Source organism: Halorubrum tibetense (genome assembly GCF_055396225.1).
This window is the reverse complement of sequence record NZ_AP043742.1, coordinates 1,169,582-1,183,192: the sequence shown is the minus strand read 5'-3', so window position 1 is coordinate 1,183,192 and position 13,611 is coordinate 1,169,582. Positions and strand designations below refer to the sequence as shown.

Genomic DNA, 13,611 nt, shown 5'->3' with positions numbered 1-13,611 from the left:
GCGGGTCGTCGAAAAGTAAGGTACAAGTACGGACGGAGTGTGTTCCGTAATGCGGGCTCGTAGATCAGCGGCAGATCGCTTCCTTCGCAAGGAAGAGGCCCGGGGTTCAAATCCCCGCGAGTCCACTCCTTCACTCACTTCGTTCGCTCAGTCGTTCCCTCGCGAGCCCCCGCTCGCGGCTTCGCCGCTCACGGGGACCCCGCGAGTCCATGTTTTTGCGCCGCGAGCAACGTCGCGAGCGGCGCAACACTGCAACGAGCGGGATTTGAACCCTACCAGCCGCAGCCCCGAGCGAAGCGAGGGGAACGGCTGGTTTTGGTTCATAATCCCCGCGAGTCCACTCCTTCACTCACTTCGTTCGCTCAGTCGTTCCCTCGCGAGCCCCCGCTCGCGGCTTCGCCGCTCACGGGGACCCCGCGAGTCCATTCAATTATGGCTTGACTTCACAGAAGCACGGAGCCGAGGTTCATCCGATCTCACGCAGATCTGGCGACATTACTTATATACTCGGGAGCAGCAACGCCAGGCCGGATTTCGCGACGTTTTAGCCGGGACCGGTGGGGAGTGAGCGACGGATCAGCCACGATCTCGGTCGAGCCCACAGCCCACGGCGACCTCGACGAGCTGCGAGTCGAACTCGGATCGACCCCCGGGGGTCGGTCACACGTTAGGGGTGTGGCTAAGGCCACAGATTCTAAGGTACCCCTCTGTTTTCACGGGATCGGCGGCGCGCCGCTTGCGGCGCGATAAAACTTGACGGAACACGCAGATGTGCTGATTTCTAGCTAGTGTATGAGAGATGTGAGTATGTTTTACTCACTACACTGCCGAACAATTGGGTAACATAAGTAAGATCATCTGCTGTCAACGATGGCAACTCTTTCTGACTCAGTGACTACAAAATCGTATTCTGGGGGGCTATCATTAACCTCTGTAATCTTAGGAAGCGATTCAATAAAATCCAGATGATTTTCACTAGGACACATAACACCGAACCGTTGCTCAGTGAGTTTATCATACGATTCGATTACATTTCCGATCTCAAGTGCTACCAGTGCCGCTTCGGTTTCTGTTTTTACGGACATGTATAACTAATTCCGCTGATCTGTCAAAACGCCTCGCCCTTTTGAATATACCTCAAGGGCAAAAAGATAAATACGGTGTTTTCAGGGCATATGCTGTTCATTCTGTGAATCTTGTCTTACATTTAGCATAATCGCAGAAACCCATTACCTGATGAAGATCTTGGCAGGACCAAACGGAGGATTACTGATTAGTAGTACAAACTGAATTCTATGATAACATGCTCCCAAATCGATGGAAAACTGCGGCAGGTATTCTCATTGTAGGTTTTGTATTTGTTTCTTCAATACCAATATCATATTTAAGATACGGATCCGTCGGTTTGGAGTCAATCTCGATAATCGCAACATCGGTGTTGACTCTCGGACTTGTAGTCCTATATTACGAGCAACATTCTGTGTTGAAAGCCCAGCAAGAGCCGCATTTAGAAATTACTGAGTTCGATATGTTTAATGAACTACAATCTATCGATGTTAGAATATCAAATTTTGGTGGTGGGCCAGCTACATCTCTCAAACTTGTTATCGAATTCTACGACTTAGACGGTACCGGCCCGCTTGACACGGCTAGCGGGTTACTGAGACGAATTGAAACAGATTCATCTGTTATGGACCATGTAACGTTATCTTCGTCTGTAAGGCCTTCTGAGGTTGGAATAGAATTCGAGATCACGTCAGAAAGTGTTATTCCAATGGGAAGCACGTCTACCTCATATTCCCAAAGATCACTTGGCAGGATTATACGGAATAATCTAGATGAACGTGATGTGCTGTACGGAAAAGTTAAAATTGAATACGAATCCGTTTTTTCAGAAGGAGTTTATGAAGCAGACTTTTCGCTGAAATTCACTAAATCTGATGGAGAATTAAAATATGAAACCTTCTCATATCTTCCTTGGAATGACGAATATGCCAAGAGTTCACTGGGTGGGTAAATTAATTAGAAACCACCGATTCAATCGAAATCTTCCCCTGCCGACTATCCCGATGACTCCCACCCCCATGCCACCGAAGCGTCGGTAACTTTGACGCCCGAACGGCGGTCGTCTTCAAGATCTGCGTCCCGGTCCCGCGCCGTCGGTATACAGCGAACCCGTACCACCCGCCCTGTTGCTGCAGTTTCACGTGATACTTCTCGTAGATCTTGAAGTTGCCCGGATTCCCCTCGGCGTGGCGGTGCGCGGTCGCCTTGAACTCCCACGGCGTGCCGTCTTTCAGCCCATCGTACCAGCTCGTGTCGAGCCGCTCCCCGTCCTCGTTGACGAGCCGCACGTTGTACCGATCCGCGGGGTGGTACTCACACGCGGTGCGGTGTTTGTTTCGTCTCGTGCGACGTCCTCGATCACTCGCCCCTGCGCCTTGCACGCGCCTTATATACTTCGTGCTCGTCGACAATCCGGCTCACGCTGCTTGTCCCGGCAGCGCGCTGTGGGATTTGAGAGACCTCTGCATATACAACTGGTATATATATGGGCCGTCGAACGAGCCTGAAGATCACCGACGAGCGGGAGCGGCAGCTGGAGCGGGCGACCGAGATAGTGGCGAGCGATCCCGACGACGACCCGCCGATGAGTGTCGTTACTGATGCCGCTCTTGCGCACTTGGTGGAGAGTGAAGAGAATATTCGAACCACACGGGAAGAGTACGACCCGGTGACGGTTCAAGAGTTGTGTAACACGTCAGTCCTCGGGTTACAGTACCGGACGCGAATAAAAAGTCGTCGGAGTCAATTAGCTAGAGAAGTTAATGTCGCCATCTCCGATATCGAGATCGCCGTTGAGTTCGAATGTGCGGTCAAGCAGGAAAGAATTACTGGGGTTGTGAACGATCCGGACCCGGACGTTCTCAGGTGTATCTCCAGTGCCATCGAAATCGCCGGTCACGGAGTTACCAACACTGAAGGGTTCTTCGACATCTCCTTCGACACTCTCACCACTAGTTGTGTTAGTCACAATCACCGTTAGTGTATCCGAGTCAATCCGATCACCGCCGTTGTGTTCAATAATAATGTCGTCATCGTCGGTATCAAAATCAACACTCAGCTGCGCAGATGGTTGACTATCCCCGAGCGAGTCGCCGAGTCCGAGCACGAACGTGCCGATGACGGCGGCCAGGATCACAGTGATCGCGACCATGAGTATGACCCCAATCACGGGGCTGACCGCACGGTTCTCCGAGTTGAACAGGTTGTCTGGTTTCATGGATTGAATCCAGCGGTGCGCCGACGCGGATTCGGCCCGCCGCCGATCCCGGCCGGTTGCTGGTTACGTGAGCGTATCCGGATCCGACTTATGTACTTACCGACCCGCTTATCACGGTTGAAAATTAGTCGGGTTGGTTTAGACTCTTTGACGGGTGGGGGCTCGCATGTAGCCCAGGGCTCACGCCCTCGCCCGCACCTACAGCAACCCACGGCGGTCGATCCAACGAGACCACAGTCGGGTTGCCGGACCCAGCATCGAGCACAACCGGCCCCGCGAAGCGCTCCCCGGCGACTTCAGGCGCGCTTCGCGCGTTACCTGGGGAGTCCTTCTTCGTCGGCGTCGGTGTCGTCGGTGCCGGTGTCGCCGTCGGTCCTGGTATCGTCGTCGCCAGCCGCCTCGCCGTCATCACCGGTCTCACCGTCCGCTTCGTTCGCGTGCTCGTCTTCAGCGCTCGCCTCGGCTTCAGGGTGCTCCTCGGTTGCCTCATCCGCGGCTTCTTCGGGCGATCCGACCTCGATCGTCACCGGGCCGTCGTCTGTGGTGTCTTCGTCGTCCATCTCCTCGTCGTCGCTTTCGGCGTAGTCGTCGAGCGTCGTCGAGCGGGTGTCGTCGTCAACTGCGGCGTCCAGCTCGCTCATCACGTAGCCGACGGCGTAGCCGGTCGATCCGCCGAGGAACGCGCCGATACCGGCTCCCACGGGGCCACCCTTCGCGCCGAGCACCGCTCCGGCGAACCCGCCGACGGTCGCCGCGCGCTCGGCGTCCCGCTCCGGGTCACCGGTGCGTTCGAACGGGCGGGCGCGTCGCTGGGGGCGGTCGACTTCGTCGTCGCCGTCGCTGGCGTCGTGGTGATCGTGGTGAGTCATACGTCACGGTAGGGGCTCCAACGGCGTATAGCTCCCGCCCAGATTGTTGGGGCCTGGACACGGTCCGTTCGCTTCCGGATGGCCTCCTCCGCCACCGACTGCGGGGTTCCGCTCACACCGTGTGTTTCGCTTCCGCCTCTTCGACGACCTCCAGCCCGCGGTTGTTTACGGCGTAGGGGTCGAGCCCCTGCTCTTGGAGGAACTGCTTGTAGAGTCGCTCGGCGGTCTCGCCGTCCTTCTGTTTGTCGGAGGCGTGATCGCAGAGCTCGATGAGGGTCTCGGGGACGTCGTTCTCGTGGACGATCCAGTGGTTGATCGTGTCCGAGAGCCGGCGGATCGGCGAGGTGAAGTGACCGTAGATGTCGAAGTTGAGCGCGTGGTGGCCGCCGAACGGGTCGTTCATGTACTTCGCCCGGGGCATCACTCGCAACACGGCACGCTGGATCTTGTTCAGTTGGCGCTCGGGTGACTCCTCTAAGGCGGCGTTGACCGCCTTCCGCGGGTCGTCGCCCCACGCGTCGCCGGGGATCGAGACGCCGTCGAGCTCTTGGATCTCCTGGAGCGCCTTGCTCCACTGGTCGGGCGTCGGCTGCGGGTGGACGCGGTACATCGCTTCGACGCCGCGGTCCCACATCAGCGTGTGTGTGACCGCCTTGTTCGCTTTCAACATCGACTCCTCGATGATCGTGTGTGCGCGGTCGCGACGCGGGTTCAACACGAGCGAGCCGTCCTCCTTGCGCTGTTCGTGCATCCGGTCGGCGAGCTCGAAGGCGAGCTGGTTCTCCTCGCCGAGCGGGAGCGAGGGGTCCTCCAATCGCTCCTCACACTGCTTGTAGGTGAGCCGCTCGTCGGAGTTGATCACCGACTTGTAGATCTCGATGTCCTCGAACGAGAGCGTTTCGTCGTCGATCTCCATCTCCACCGTGTGTGCGAGCCGGTCCTCGTTGGGGACGAGCGAACAGACCGTCTCCGCGAGCACCGGCGGCAGCATGTGGATCGTGTACGCGGGGAGATACACGGTGTTCGCGCGCTCGACCGCCTCCTCCCACATCGCCGTGTCGGGCGTGACGTAGTGAGTGACGTCGGCGATGTGGACCCACAGTCGGTAGGCGTCCTCCTCGCGCTCGATCGAGATGGCGTCGTCGAAGTCCTGTGCGTCGATCGGGTCGGTCGTCCACGTCGTCAACTCCCGGAGGTCCCGCCGCTCGTCGATCTCCGATTCGATCTCGTCGTACACGCCCTCGGTTCGGGTCTCGGCCTCGCGGAGGACCTCCGGGGGGAACTCGTCGCGGATCCCGAACTCCTCGAACAGCTCCTCCCGTTTGTCGGCCAGCCGGTCGGCCAGCGCCTCGGTGATCGTCACCGGACCCTGGTCCTCGGCGGACCCCTGTTTCGGCTCGTCGTTCGACATACGCGCACCAACGCGCGTCCGTTAGAAAGGCCTGTCGGGGCCCGGTCCGTCGGTCGTCCGAGCTCGCCCGCTTCGTCGGTCGTTCGCCGGACTGCTCCGGCGCGTCCGCTCGGACGACCGTCTGCTCGCCGCTCCGGCTCCGTCACTCGGACGATATCCGCAGAGCCGGCTGTCAGGTTCATCCGATCAGCGGCCGCCAAACCGGCGCGAGAAACCCTATAGCGACCGCGGCGAGGACGACACCCCCCACGAGCGGGAAGGCGGATCGCCCGACCAGTCGGAGCGCGGTCCGACGCGGGCTCGCGTCGCTCACGACGAACGGGCTCCCACCGGCGATCCCGGCTTTCACCTCACCGACCGGCGCGTCGGGGAACGCGCTCGCGTCGCCGACGACGGTCACGGTGTCGCCCGGTCGGAGCACACGCTGTCGGTACCGGCGGTCGGGTCCCCGCCCGACCGTGAACGGACCCACGTCGTATCCGGGATGTGACCCCTCCACGGCGTCGACGGCGTCGACGAACCGCCGGATCCGCTCGGGCGGTTCCTCGCTCGATCTCACGCGGATCGATTCGTCGAGCCCGAGGACGTACGTCGCGTTCCCGGGGTCGACCCGGACGCCCGTCCCGTCGACGTCGACGCGAAACGGGACGCCCGCCTCGCCCGTGTCGATGGCCGACCACGACTGCGTCTTCCCGCTGGTCCGGTACTCCGCCACCTCGTACGCGAGACACAGCGCGTCCTCGTCGGTGAACGGTGCGGGGAGCGTCTCGCCGACCGACGCCGCGCGCCCGACGACGCTGACACTCCGGTCGTCGTCCGCGAGGCTCATGGGGTCGGTTTCGCGGGCGCGGAGGACTCGGAGGGCGTTCAGGGAGCCGTACAGCCCGTACGATCCCACGAGGACGCCGACGGCCAAGCCGAGGAGACCGAGTCCGAGGATCGTCGTCGGAACGTCGAGTTGGGGGACTACCGTCACTGGCACAGCGAACTGGAGGGCTATCGTCGGTGATGCGCCGATCTGGAGGGGCATGTCGGTCACGATGCGTCGGCGACCTAACGGTTCTAACGGTTCGACGGCGACGACGCCTCCGCTGGGGTCCGTGGACCGACTCTTCCGCGATCCGTCTATCCTTCCGCGATCCGTCTATCCTTCCGCGATCCGTCTACCCGTCTTCGGGTGGCCCTGCGGAGTCGCTGACCGCGTCGGCGTAGCGGTCGAGGAACTCCTCCTGAGAGAGCCCGTCGGATTCGATAGAGAGGACGAGCGACTCGAGCCCGTCACGAGGCTGATGACAGATCTCGTCGTCACAGTCGGTACAGAGGTGTTCGAACTCCTTGTCCCGCCGGTCCCAGCGGTCGCCTTCCTTGTCGTATTCGCGAGCGTCCTCGCGCAACACGGAGTCGCCACACGCGATACACACCACCGTTCGTCGGTCCCGGTTCCGCCGGGAGCGCCACATATCCACATACACTACCCCGGTCCACTTAGCGTTTGGTGCGCGGCCGACACCCGTCAGACACCACCGAAGTATACGCTTTTAATCCGGGAGTCGTATTTCCGCGTATGCCGATCACCGAGTCAGACCTTCCCGGCGTCGGGAAGAAATTCGAGATCGAACTCGTGGACGGCGAGATGATCGTCGTCATTCACAACACCGGAAAACGGTAGTTGTTCTATCGCCCCGATCCGGACGCCGACTCCGAGAAGGTGTTCGAGTTCTCGGACGACCTCGCTCGGACCATCGGGTCCATCATCGAGGGCGCGCATTTCCAACCGATCGAGGCGGGCACCAAGGAGACCACCCTCCCGGGCGGGATCCTCCTCGAGTGGTACGAGATCCAACCGGGCTCACACCTGATCGGCGAGACGCTGGAGAGCGCGGATGTCGGCAACCGAACCGGCCTCACGATCGTCGCCATCCAGCGCGACGACGAGACGATCGACAGCCCGCCCGCGGACACCGTCCTCCGGGAGGGCGACACGGTGATCGGCGTCGGGACCCGCGAGAACTGCGAAGCGTTCGAGGAGCTCCTCAGGGAATGAGTGGATCCCCTCTGTCTACCCTTCTCGTCGGCCCTACAGAGGTGATCCTGCGTGGCTGATCTCCTCTTGGAGATCGGTGTCATGTTCGCCGCGATCGCGGGGGCCGGCGCGCTGGCGAACCGGCTCGGCCAGTCGGTGATCCCCTTTTATATCGTCACTGGGATGCTGCTCGGCGAGTTCGTGCTTGGACGGGTCGAGCTGCCGGTGATCGGCACGGCGTTCGTCGCCGAGTCCGAGTTCATCGTGCTCGGCGCGGAGCTCGGGATCGTCTTTCTGCTGTTCTTCCTCGGCCTCGAGTTCAACCTCGACCGGCTGCTCGAACGACGGACCGAGATCGGCACCGCCGGAACGATCGACCTCGGGATCAACTTCGGGGCGGGACTCGTCATCGGCTGGCTCGTGTTCGGATCCCTGCTACCCGCGATCCTCGTCGCCGGGATCGTGTACATCTCCTCGTCGGCGGTGATCACCAAGTCGCTCATCGACCTCGGCTGGATCGCCAACGACGAGTCCGAGCCGATGCTCGGCACCCTCGTGTACGAGGACCTCTTCATCGCGCTGTACCTCGCGATCGTCTCCGCGCTGATCCTTGGGGGCGGCAGCATCGGCGCAGCCGCGCTCGATATCGGGATCGCGGTCGGCTTCATCCTCGCGCTGCTCGTGTTGGTGTACGTCGGCACGAGCTTCTTCTCGAAGCTCGTCGAGACCGACGACCACGAGTTCATCGTGCTCCGGACGATCGGCGTGCTCGTGTTGATCGCGGGGGCGGCGCTCGCGCTCGGCGTGAGCGAGGCCGTGGCCGCGTTCTTCGTCGGGATGGCCTTCTCGGCGACCGACTACGTCCACCAGCTCGAGGAGCTGCTCGAACCGCTGCGTGACACGTTCGCCGCGGTGTTCTTCTTCTGGATCGGGCTCGTCACCGACCCGCTGCTGTTCGGGGCGGTCGCCGGGCTCATCCTGCTCGCGGTCGTCGTCACCACGCCCACGAAGCTGGTGAGCGGCTTCCTCGGCGGCCGCGCGTTCGGGCTCGACACCCGCCGCTCGACGCGCGTCGGCCTCGGGATGACGACCCGCGGCGAGTTCTCGCTCATCATCGCGACGATCGCCGTTTCGGGGGCCGAAGCGGGCACGTTCGACCCGGCGCTCGCCGCGACGATCAACGCGTTCGCGGTCGGCTACGTGTTGATAATGGCGATCCTCGGCACCACGCTGATGGGGTACTCCCGGCCGTTCGAGGAGCTCGTCGTCTCCCGGATCGACACGGAGATGGGCGGTTCGGTCCCCGAATCGGGCGACTGACTGTCGGGGTCGGTCGTCGTCGCGGTACCGGTCGAGGGTCCGGTCCCGACCCGGGGATCGACCCCCGTCCCCGGCCGCGACGCGTATATACGCGTTCGCGACCGATCGACGGTAATGGACGCCGAACCGACGACGCGGGTTCACACCGCCCGCGATCGAACGTCGTACAGGACCAGGGGTCGTTCCGGACGCGGTTCAATTTCCCCGGCCGCGCAGTCCCGGGCCACGACGACCACGGGTACGGCCCGCTCTCGACGGTCGTCGAGTCGTTCATGGACCCCGACACCCTGATCTCGATGCACCCGCACCGTAACGAGGAGATCGTCTCGTGGGTGCCCGCCGGCGTGATGCGTCACGACGACCGCGAGGGGAACGATCTCGTCACCGACGCCGAGAACGTGCTGGCGATGAACGCCGGGAGCGGCTTCTGGCACGCGGAGTACACCGCCCCCGACGACCCGCCGTTGCGTATGTTACAGATCTTCGTCCGCCCCCACGGCCTCGGGCTCGATCCGGGGATCCAACACGCGCCGCTTCCCGACCCGGTCCCCGGCGAGTGGCGGCGGGTGTTCGGCCCGGACGGCTCGGACGCCCCCGTCACCGTTCGAAACGCGGTCGACCTCTACGACGTTCGCCTCGACGCCAATACGAGCGTCGACCTCCCTGCCGAACCGGGGCGTGACGTCTACCTGTACGTCTTCGAAGGATCGGTCGCGCTCAACGGGTCGGGTGCGGACGGAGTGGGCGCGGACGGAGCGGGCGCGGACGGAGTGGGCGCGGACGGAGCGGGTACGCAGGGACCCGGTGTGGGCGACGAACGGCTGTCCGAGACGGAGAGCGCGGTCGTCGAGGAGGGGTCGGCGGTGACGCTCACCGCGAGCGAGGACGCCGTCCTCGTGGCGTTTCTGATCGACCCCGACGCGCCGATCACGCGGCAGGGAACGATCGGCCGGTGAGCCGCCGGATGTCGGCAAGTCGCGCTCCGAGGTGCGGGGCGGCTGTCCTGATACGTTTATAAGTATATCGTCGGCAGTCACGGGCTCCGTATCATCGGATACGTCGATCACTACGGGTGTTTATATACCCGTATATGAGTGCGAGTCGTCGAGTACTACGAACGGTTGCGGATGGGGGTGATGGTCGGTCCTCGATTCTCGTCTCCGCGTCCTCTAACCGCACCGCACCGCACCGCTCCGCTCCGCGCCTCACGCCTCCCCAGCCTCGTCGTCGCCGACGGCGACGACTCCCTCGCGGTCGGGTCGCGTTTTATAAGGCGCGACCCGGCACGCCGTCGATTCACCCGATGAACGGCACGCCGCCGATTCACCCGATGAACGGCATGCCGCCGATTCACCCGACGAGCGTCACGACAGCGACCATCCCGACGAGCGCGGCCGGCGGGATGGTGAGGTTGTCGTCGACGGCGACGCCGCGCATGACCGGCGGGAGGCCGTCGGCGACGGCCGCACAGGCCGCGCCCGCGGCCGCGACCGCGATGCCGACCGTCGTCCCGAACGCGGGGAGCGTGAACGGCGCGGCGAGGGCGACACAGACGAGCCACATCGCGACCCAGACGGCGGGTCGTTTCGGTTCCGTCGGCCCGTTGTCGCCGAGCGCGCCGCTCACCGGGTCGCCGATCGCGAGCATCCACATCGCGGGTACCGCCAGCGTCGGCGTCGCCAGCGATGTCGTCGCCGCCAGCGCCACGCCCGCCATGCTCACCTGATACAGCGCGTAGCCGGCGACGCCGTCTGCTTCGTACTCGCGCACCAACGCCGTGTACAGCGGCGACAGCGGGCCGGCGTTACCCGAGAGCCGGAGGAGTTCGAGCAGGCCGACGACCGCCACGCCCGCGAGGAGGACCCCGGTCGTCTCGCCCCACGAGAGCCAGCCCAGCAGGTGCGGGACGGGGTAGAGCGCCCCGCCCATGTGGACCAGCCGGCGCTCGAACTCGACGCGCTCGCGCCACGCCGCCGCCGGGAGCGTCACGTCAGCTCGTCTCCACGTCCGTCTCGACCGTCCCGTACCGATCGATCAGGTCGCCGAAGGAGCCGCCCGCCCGCAGCCCGGCCAGCGTCTCGGCGAGCTCGTCGACCGGGACCCGGACCTGTTCGGCGGAGTCGCGCTCGCGGACCGTAACCGTCTCCGGCCCGTCGCCCTCGATCCCGTCGCGGTCGACGGTGACACAGAACGGGGTCCCCACCTCGTCCTGCCGCCGGTAGCGACGCCCGATCGAGCCGGAGTCGTCGTACGCGACCGCGAGGCCGGCCGCCCGCAGGTCGGCGGCGACCTCGTCGGCGAGCGCGGTCAGCCGGTCGTCGTTCGTCACCAGCGGGAAGACGGCGGCGTCCTGTGGTGCGACCTCGGGCGCTAACGAGAGGAAGGTGCGCTCCTCGCCGTCGACCTCGTCGGTCTCGTAGGCGTGCGCGAGCAGCGTCTGGACCGTTCGTCCGACCCCGAAGGAGGGTTCGACCACGTGCGGCGTGATGTGCTCGCCGTTCTCGGTGGCCTCCGCAACCGAGAAGTTCGCCACGTCGGCGTCGACCTCGTGCGTCTCCGCGTCGTCGCCCTCGCCGACGGTCACCTCGACCGTCTCGCCGTCGAAGGCGTCGGGGTCGCGCTCGGCGAGGGTCGCGAGGGCCTCGGCGACCGCGGCGGCGTCCCCGCCGAATTCCGGCCCCAACACCGACATGTCGGGGTCGACGGTGGCGCGCTCGACGGTTTTCGGTTCGTCGTACCGCTTGAACACGGTGAAGGAGTCGTCGCCGTACGCGTCGTGTTTCGAGAGGTCGTAGTCGCCGCGGTACGCGAAGCCGGCGATCTCGATCCAGTCGCCGTCGACCTCGCTCTCCGCGTCCCAGCAGTCGGCCGCGTAGTGGGCGCGCTCGCCAGCAAGGTGCTGCCGGAACCGGAACCGGTCGGTGTCGACGCCGACGCGCTCGTACCACTCTTGGGCGACGCCGAGGTAGTAGCCGACCCACGGCGAGCCGATGACGCCGTCGTCGACCGCCTCGCCGATCGTCGTGTCGAGGTACTCGCCGTCCGCGGCCTCCTGTTCGGTCGCGGGGTACAGTCGGACCGACACGTCGCGGACGCGGTCCAGCGGCGGCTCGTCTGATTCGGGGTCGATGAACTGCTCCAGCTCGGCCTGCGTGAACTCGCGCAGCCGGAGGAGCCCGCCGCGCGGCGAGATCTCGTTGCGGTAGGCGGGGCCGATCTGGGTGATACCGAACGGGAGGTTCCCGCGGGCGTACTCCTTCAACCGCGGGAACTCGACGAAGATCCCCTGTGCCGTCTCCGGCCGGAGGTACCCCGGTTGGGCGTCGCCGGGTCCGATATCGGTCGCGAACATGAGATTGAAGTCCTCGACCGGCTCGCCCGCGAGCGACGCGCCACACGTGGGGCAGGCGATGTCGTTGTCGGCGATGAGCGCTTCGACCTCCTCGCCGGGTAACGCCTCGGCGTCCTCGATGTCGGTGACGGCCTCGACGAGATGGTCGGCGCGGTGGGACGAGCCACACTCCGAACACTCGACGAGCATGTCGTCGAACGTGTCCAGGTGGCCCGACGCCTCGAAGACCGCCTCCGGCATGACGGTCGGCGCTTCGATCTCGCGGTTCCCCTCCTGGAGCGTGAAGCGGTCGCGCCAGGCGTCCTCGACGTTCCGCTTCAGGGCCGCGCCCTGCGGACCGAAGGTGTAGAAGCCGGCGGTGCCGCCGTACGCGCCGTTCGAGCCGAAGAAGAACCCGCGCCGCTTCGCGAGCTCGGTGAGCGCCTCGCTGGCCATCAGATACCCTCCAGGAGGTCGACGTCTCGAACGATACCGGCGAGCTCCGTGCCGTTCACGAGCGGCACCTGCTCGACGTCGTTCGTGATCAGCTCCTGTGCCACGTCGCGAGCGGTCCGCGCGCCGTTGACCGTGATCACTTCGTCGGTCATGAAGTGGCGCGTCGGCCCCACGGGCAGCTCGACGTTCCGGGTGGGGAGGTAGCGCGCGCCGGTCGCTTTGATCCCCTCCCAGGACCACTCGGAGTCCTGCTCGGCGATCGAGTCGCCGGTGCTCGCCTCCCCCTCGACGACGCGGGCGACTTCCACCACGTCGACCTCCGTGAGGATGCCGGCCATCGACGCGTCGTCGTCGAGGACGACGGCGTACGGGACGCCCGCGAGCCCGATCTCGCGCTCGGCGACCGGAAGGGGTGTCTCGACGTGAGTCGCGTTCACCGACCGAGTCGCCAGTTCGCCGACCTGTCGGTCGCCGTCGACCTCGCCGCGGGCGATAGCACGCACCACGTCGGTGACGGTGAGTATCCCGACGAGCGCGTCGCCGTCGACGACCGGGAGCCGCCGCGCCCCGTCGGCGACCATCAGCTCCGCGGCCGCCTCGATCGAGGTGTCCGCCGTCGTCGTCGGCACTTCACGCATCAACAGCGCGAGCTGGTCCTCGTCGGGCTGGTCGATGAGGTCGTCACGCGAAACGAGCCCGCGGTACACCTCCTCGCCGTCGACCTCCTTGACGACCGGTACGGAGGAGAAGCCGTGCTCCTGGAGGTATTCCAACACGTCGTTTCGACTGCCCGGGATCTCGACGACGACGAGGTCCGAACGGGGCGTCATGGCGTCTGCTACGTTCATGCTCCGTCTTTCAGCGTCGCTCCTCTTGTATCCCCCGAAGGTGACCGGCGGGCGATCCCTCGCGGGTTCC

The 13,611-nt window shown here is 64.2% G+C and carries 13 protein-coding genes, 1 tRNA gene and 2 pseudogenes; 6 read left to right on the top strand and 10 right to left on the bottom strand.

What is annotated here, in order from left to right; genetic code table 11:
- Window positions 1-53: 53 nt before the first annotated feature.
- A tRNA-Ala gene (locus ACZ5TV_RS06020) sits at window positions 54-125 on the top strand.
- 729 nt (window positions 126-854) lie between these two features.
- Here ACZ5TV_RS06020 and ACZ5TV_RS06015 read toward each other — a convergent pair.
- Window positions 855-1,085 (bottom strand): hypothetical protein, encoded by a 231-nt coding sequence (locus ACZ5TV_RS06015; protein WP_379782753.1) that lies wholly within the window; start codon window positions 1,083-1,085, stop codon window positions 855-857.
- A gap of 218 nt (window positions 1,086-1,303) precedes the next feature.
- Between ACZ5TV_RS06015 and ACZ5TV_RS06010 the strand changes: the two genes are divergently transcribed.
- Window positions 1,304-2,017, top strand: a complete 714-nt coding sequence (locus tag ACZ5TV_RS06010) for a hypothetical protein (protein WP_379782755.1) — start codon at window positions 1,304-1,306, stop codon at window positions 2,015-2,017.
- 1 nt (window position 2,018) lies between these two features.
- Here the strand turns inward: ACZ5TV_RS06010 and ACZ5TV_RS06005 are convergent, their stop codons facing one another.
- Window positions 2,019-2,447 carry a hypothetical protein gene (locus ACZ5TV_RS06005; RefSeq protein WP_464384232.1) on the bottom strand — a complete coding sequence of 143 codons (429 nt, stop codon included), beginning with the start codon at window positions 2,445-2,447 and terminating at the stop codon, window positions 2,019-2,021.
- 104 nt (window positions 2,448-2,551) lie between these two features.
- On the opposite strand from ACZ5TV_RS06005, the pseudogene ACZ5TV_RS06000 reads away from it, so the two are divergent.
- Window positions 2,552-2,803, top strand: a pseudogene (locus ACZ5TV_RS06000) (DUF7386 family protein); the annotation flags it as partial.
- A 9-nt stretch (window positions 2,804-2,812) separates the two neighbouring features.
- Here the strand turns inward: ACZ5TV_RS06000 and ACZ5TV_RS05995 are convergent.
- From ACZ5TV_RS05995 to ACZ5TV_RS05975, 5 genes are all read right to left on the bottom strand, one after another.
- Complete coding sequence (locus ACZ5TV_RS05995; protein ID WP_379782759.1) at window positions 2,813-3,283, bottom strand: type IV pilin domain-containing protein; 471 nt, start codon at window positions 3,281-3,283, stop codon at window positions 2,813-2,815.
- Window positions 3,284-3,597: 314 nt separating this feature from the next.
- Complete coding sequence (locus tag ACZ5TV_RS05990) at window positions 3,598-4,152, bottom strand: glycine zipper family protein (protein ID WP_464384231.1); 555 nt, start codon at window positions 4,150-4,152, stop codon at window positions 3,598-3,600.
- A gap of 112 nt (window positions 4,153-4,264) precedes the next feature.
- Window positions 4,265-5,563: an RNB domain-containing ribonuclease gene (locus ACZ5TV_RS05985; RefSeq protein ID WP_379781641.1), complete on the bottom strand. Its 1,299-nt coding sequence runs from the start codon at window positions 5,561-5,563 to the stop codon at window positions 4,265-4,267.
- A 178-nt stretch (window positions 5,564-5,741) separates the two neighbouring features.
- Window positions 5,742-6,593 carry a GIDE domain-containing protein gene (locus ACZ5TV_RS05980; protein WP_379781643.1) on the bottom strand — a complete coding sequence of 284 codons (852 nt, stop codon included), beginning with the start codon at window positions 6,591-6,593 and terminating at the stop codon, window positions 5,742-5,744.
- A 133-nt stretch (window positions 6,594-6,726) separates the two neighbouring features.
- Window positions 6,727-7,023: a DUF7562 family protein gene (locus ACZ5TV_RS05975; RefSeq protein WP_379781645.1), complete on the bottom strand. Its 297-nt coding sequence runs from the start codon at window positions 7,021-7,023 to the stop codon at window positions 6,727-6,729.
- A 104-nt stretch (window positions 7,024-7,127) separates the two neighbouring features.
- On the opposite strand from ACZ5TV_RS05975, the pseudogene ACZ5TV_RS05970 reads away from it, so the two are divergent.
- The 3 genes and pseudogenes from ACZ5TV_RS05970 to ACZ5TV_RS05960 all read left to right on the top strand — a co-directional run bounded on the left by ACZ5TV_RS05970 (window position 7,128) and on the right by ACZ5TV_RS05960 (window position 9,862).
- A pseudogene (locus tag ACZ5TV_RS05970) lies at window positions 7,128-7,607 on the top strand (cation:proton antiporter regulatory subunit).
- Window positions 7,608-7,688: 81 nt separating this feature from the next.
- Window positions 7,689-8,906, top strand: a complete 1,218-nt coding sequence (locus ACZ5TV_RS05965) for a cation:proton antiporter (protein WP_379781647.1) — start codon at window positions 7,689-7,691, stop codon at window positions 8,904-8,906.
- A 104-nt stretch (window positions 8,907-9,010) separates the two neighbouring features.
- Window positions 9,011-9,862: a pirin family protein gene (locus ACZ5TV_RS05960; protein WP_379781649.1), complete on the top strand. Its 852-nt coding sequence runs from the start codon at window positions 9,011-9,013 to the stop codon at window positions 9,860-9,862.
- Between the two features lie 394 nt (window positions 9,863-10,256).
- Here the strand turns inward: ACZ5TV_RS05960 and ACZ5TV_RS05955 are convergent, their stop codons facing one another.
- Genes ACZ5TV_RS05955 through ACZ5TV_RS05945 form a run of 3 tightly spaced genes read right to left on the bottom strand, consistent with a single transcriptional unit; the run spans window position 10,257 to window position 13,541 of the window.
- A complete protein-coding gene (locus ACZ5TV_RS05955) occupies window positions 10,257-10,895 on the bottom strand; it encodes a dolichol kinase (RefSeq protein WP_464384230.1) in 639 nt (212 codons plus the stop codon).
- A 1-nt stretch (window position 10,896) separates the two neighbouring features.
- A complete protein-coding gene (glyS, locus tag ACZ5TV_RS05950; protein ID WP_464384229.1) occupies window positions 10,897-12,693 on the bottom strand; it encodes a glycine--tRNA ligase in 1,797 nt (598 codons plus the stop codon).
- Window positions 12,693-13,541 (bottom strand): CBS domain-containing protein, encoded by an 849-nt coding sequence (locus ACZ5TV_RS05945; RefSeq protein WP_464384228.1) that lies wholly within the window; start codon window positions 13,539-13,541, stop codon window positions 12,693-12,695. The genes glyS and ACZ5TV_RS05945 overlap by 1 nt, the downstream gene beginning before the upstream one ends.
- Between the last annotated feature and the right edge of the window lie 70 nt (window positions 13,542-13,611).

Excerpts from the sequence above, each read along its gene's own strand:
- ACZ5TV_RS06015 (WP_379782753.1), bottom strand. The coding sequence starts at position 1,085 with ATGTCCGTAAAAACAGAAACCGAAGCGGCACTGGTAGCACTTGAGATC.
- ACZ5TV_RS06010 (WP_379782755.1), top strand. The coding sequence starts at position 1,304 with ATGCTCCCAAATCGATGGAAAACTGCGGCAGGTATTCTCATTGTAGGT.
- ACZ5TV_RS05995 (WP_379782759.1), bottom strand. The coding sequence starts at position 3,283 with ATGAAACCAGACAACCTGTTCAACTCGGAGAACCGTGCGGTCAGCCCC.
- ACZ5TV_RS05990 (WP_464384231.1), bottom strand. The coding sequence starts at position 4,152 with ATGACTCACCACGATCACCACGACGCCAGCGACGGCGACGACGAAGTC.
- ACZ5TV_RS05985 (WP_379781641.1), bottom strand. The coding sequence starts at position 5,563 with ATGTCGAACGACGAGCCGAAACAGGGGTCCGCCGAGGACCAGGGTCCG.
- ACZ5TV_RS05980 (WP_379781643.1), bottom strand. The coding sequence starts at position 6,593 with ATGCCCCTCCAGATCGGCGCATCACCGACGATAGCCCTCCAGTTCGCT.
- ACZ5TV_RS05975 (WP_379781645.1), bottom strand. The coding sequence starts at position 7,023 with ATGTGGCGCTCCCGGCGGAACCGGGACCGACGAACGGTGGTGTGTATC.
- ACZ5TV_RS05965 (WP_379781647.1), top strand. The coding sequence starts at position 7,689 with ATGTTCGCCGCGATCGCGGGGGCCGGCGCGCTGGCGAACCGGCTCGGC.
- glyS (WP_464384229.1), bottom strand. The coding sequence starts at position 12,693 with ATGGCCAGCGAGGCGCTCACCGAGCTCGCGAAGCGGCGCGGGTTCTTC.
- ACZ5TV_RS05945 (WP_464384228.1), bottom strand. The coding sequence starts at position 13,541 with ATGAACGTAGCAGACGCCATGACGCCCCGTTCGGACCTCGTCGTCGTC.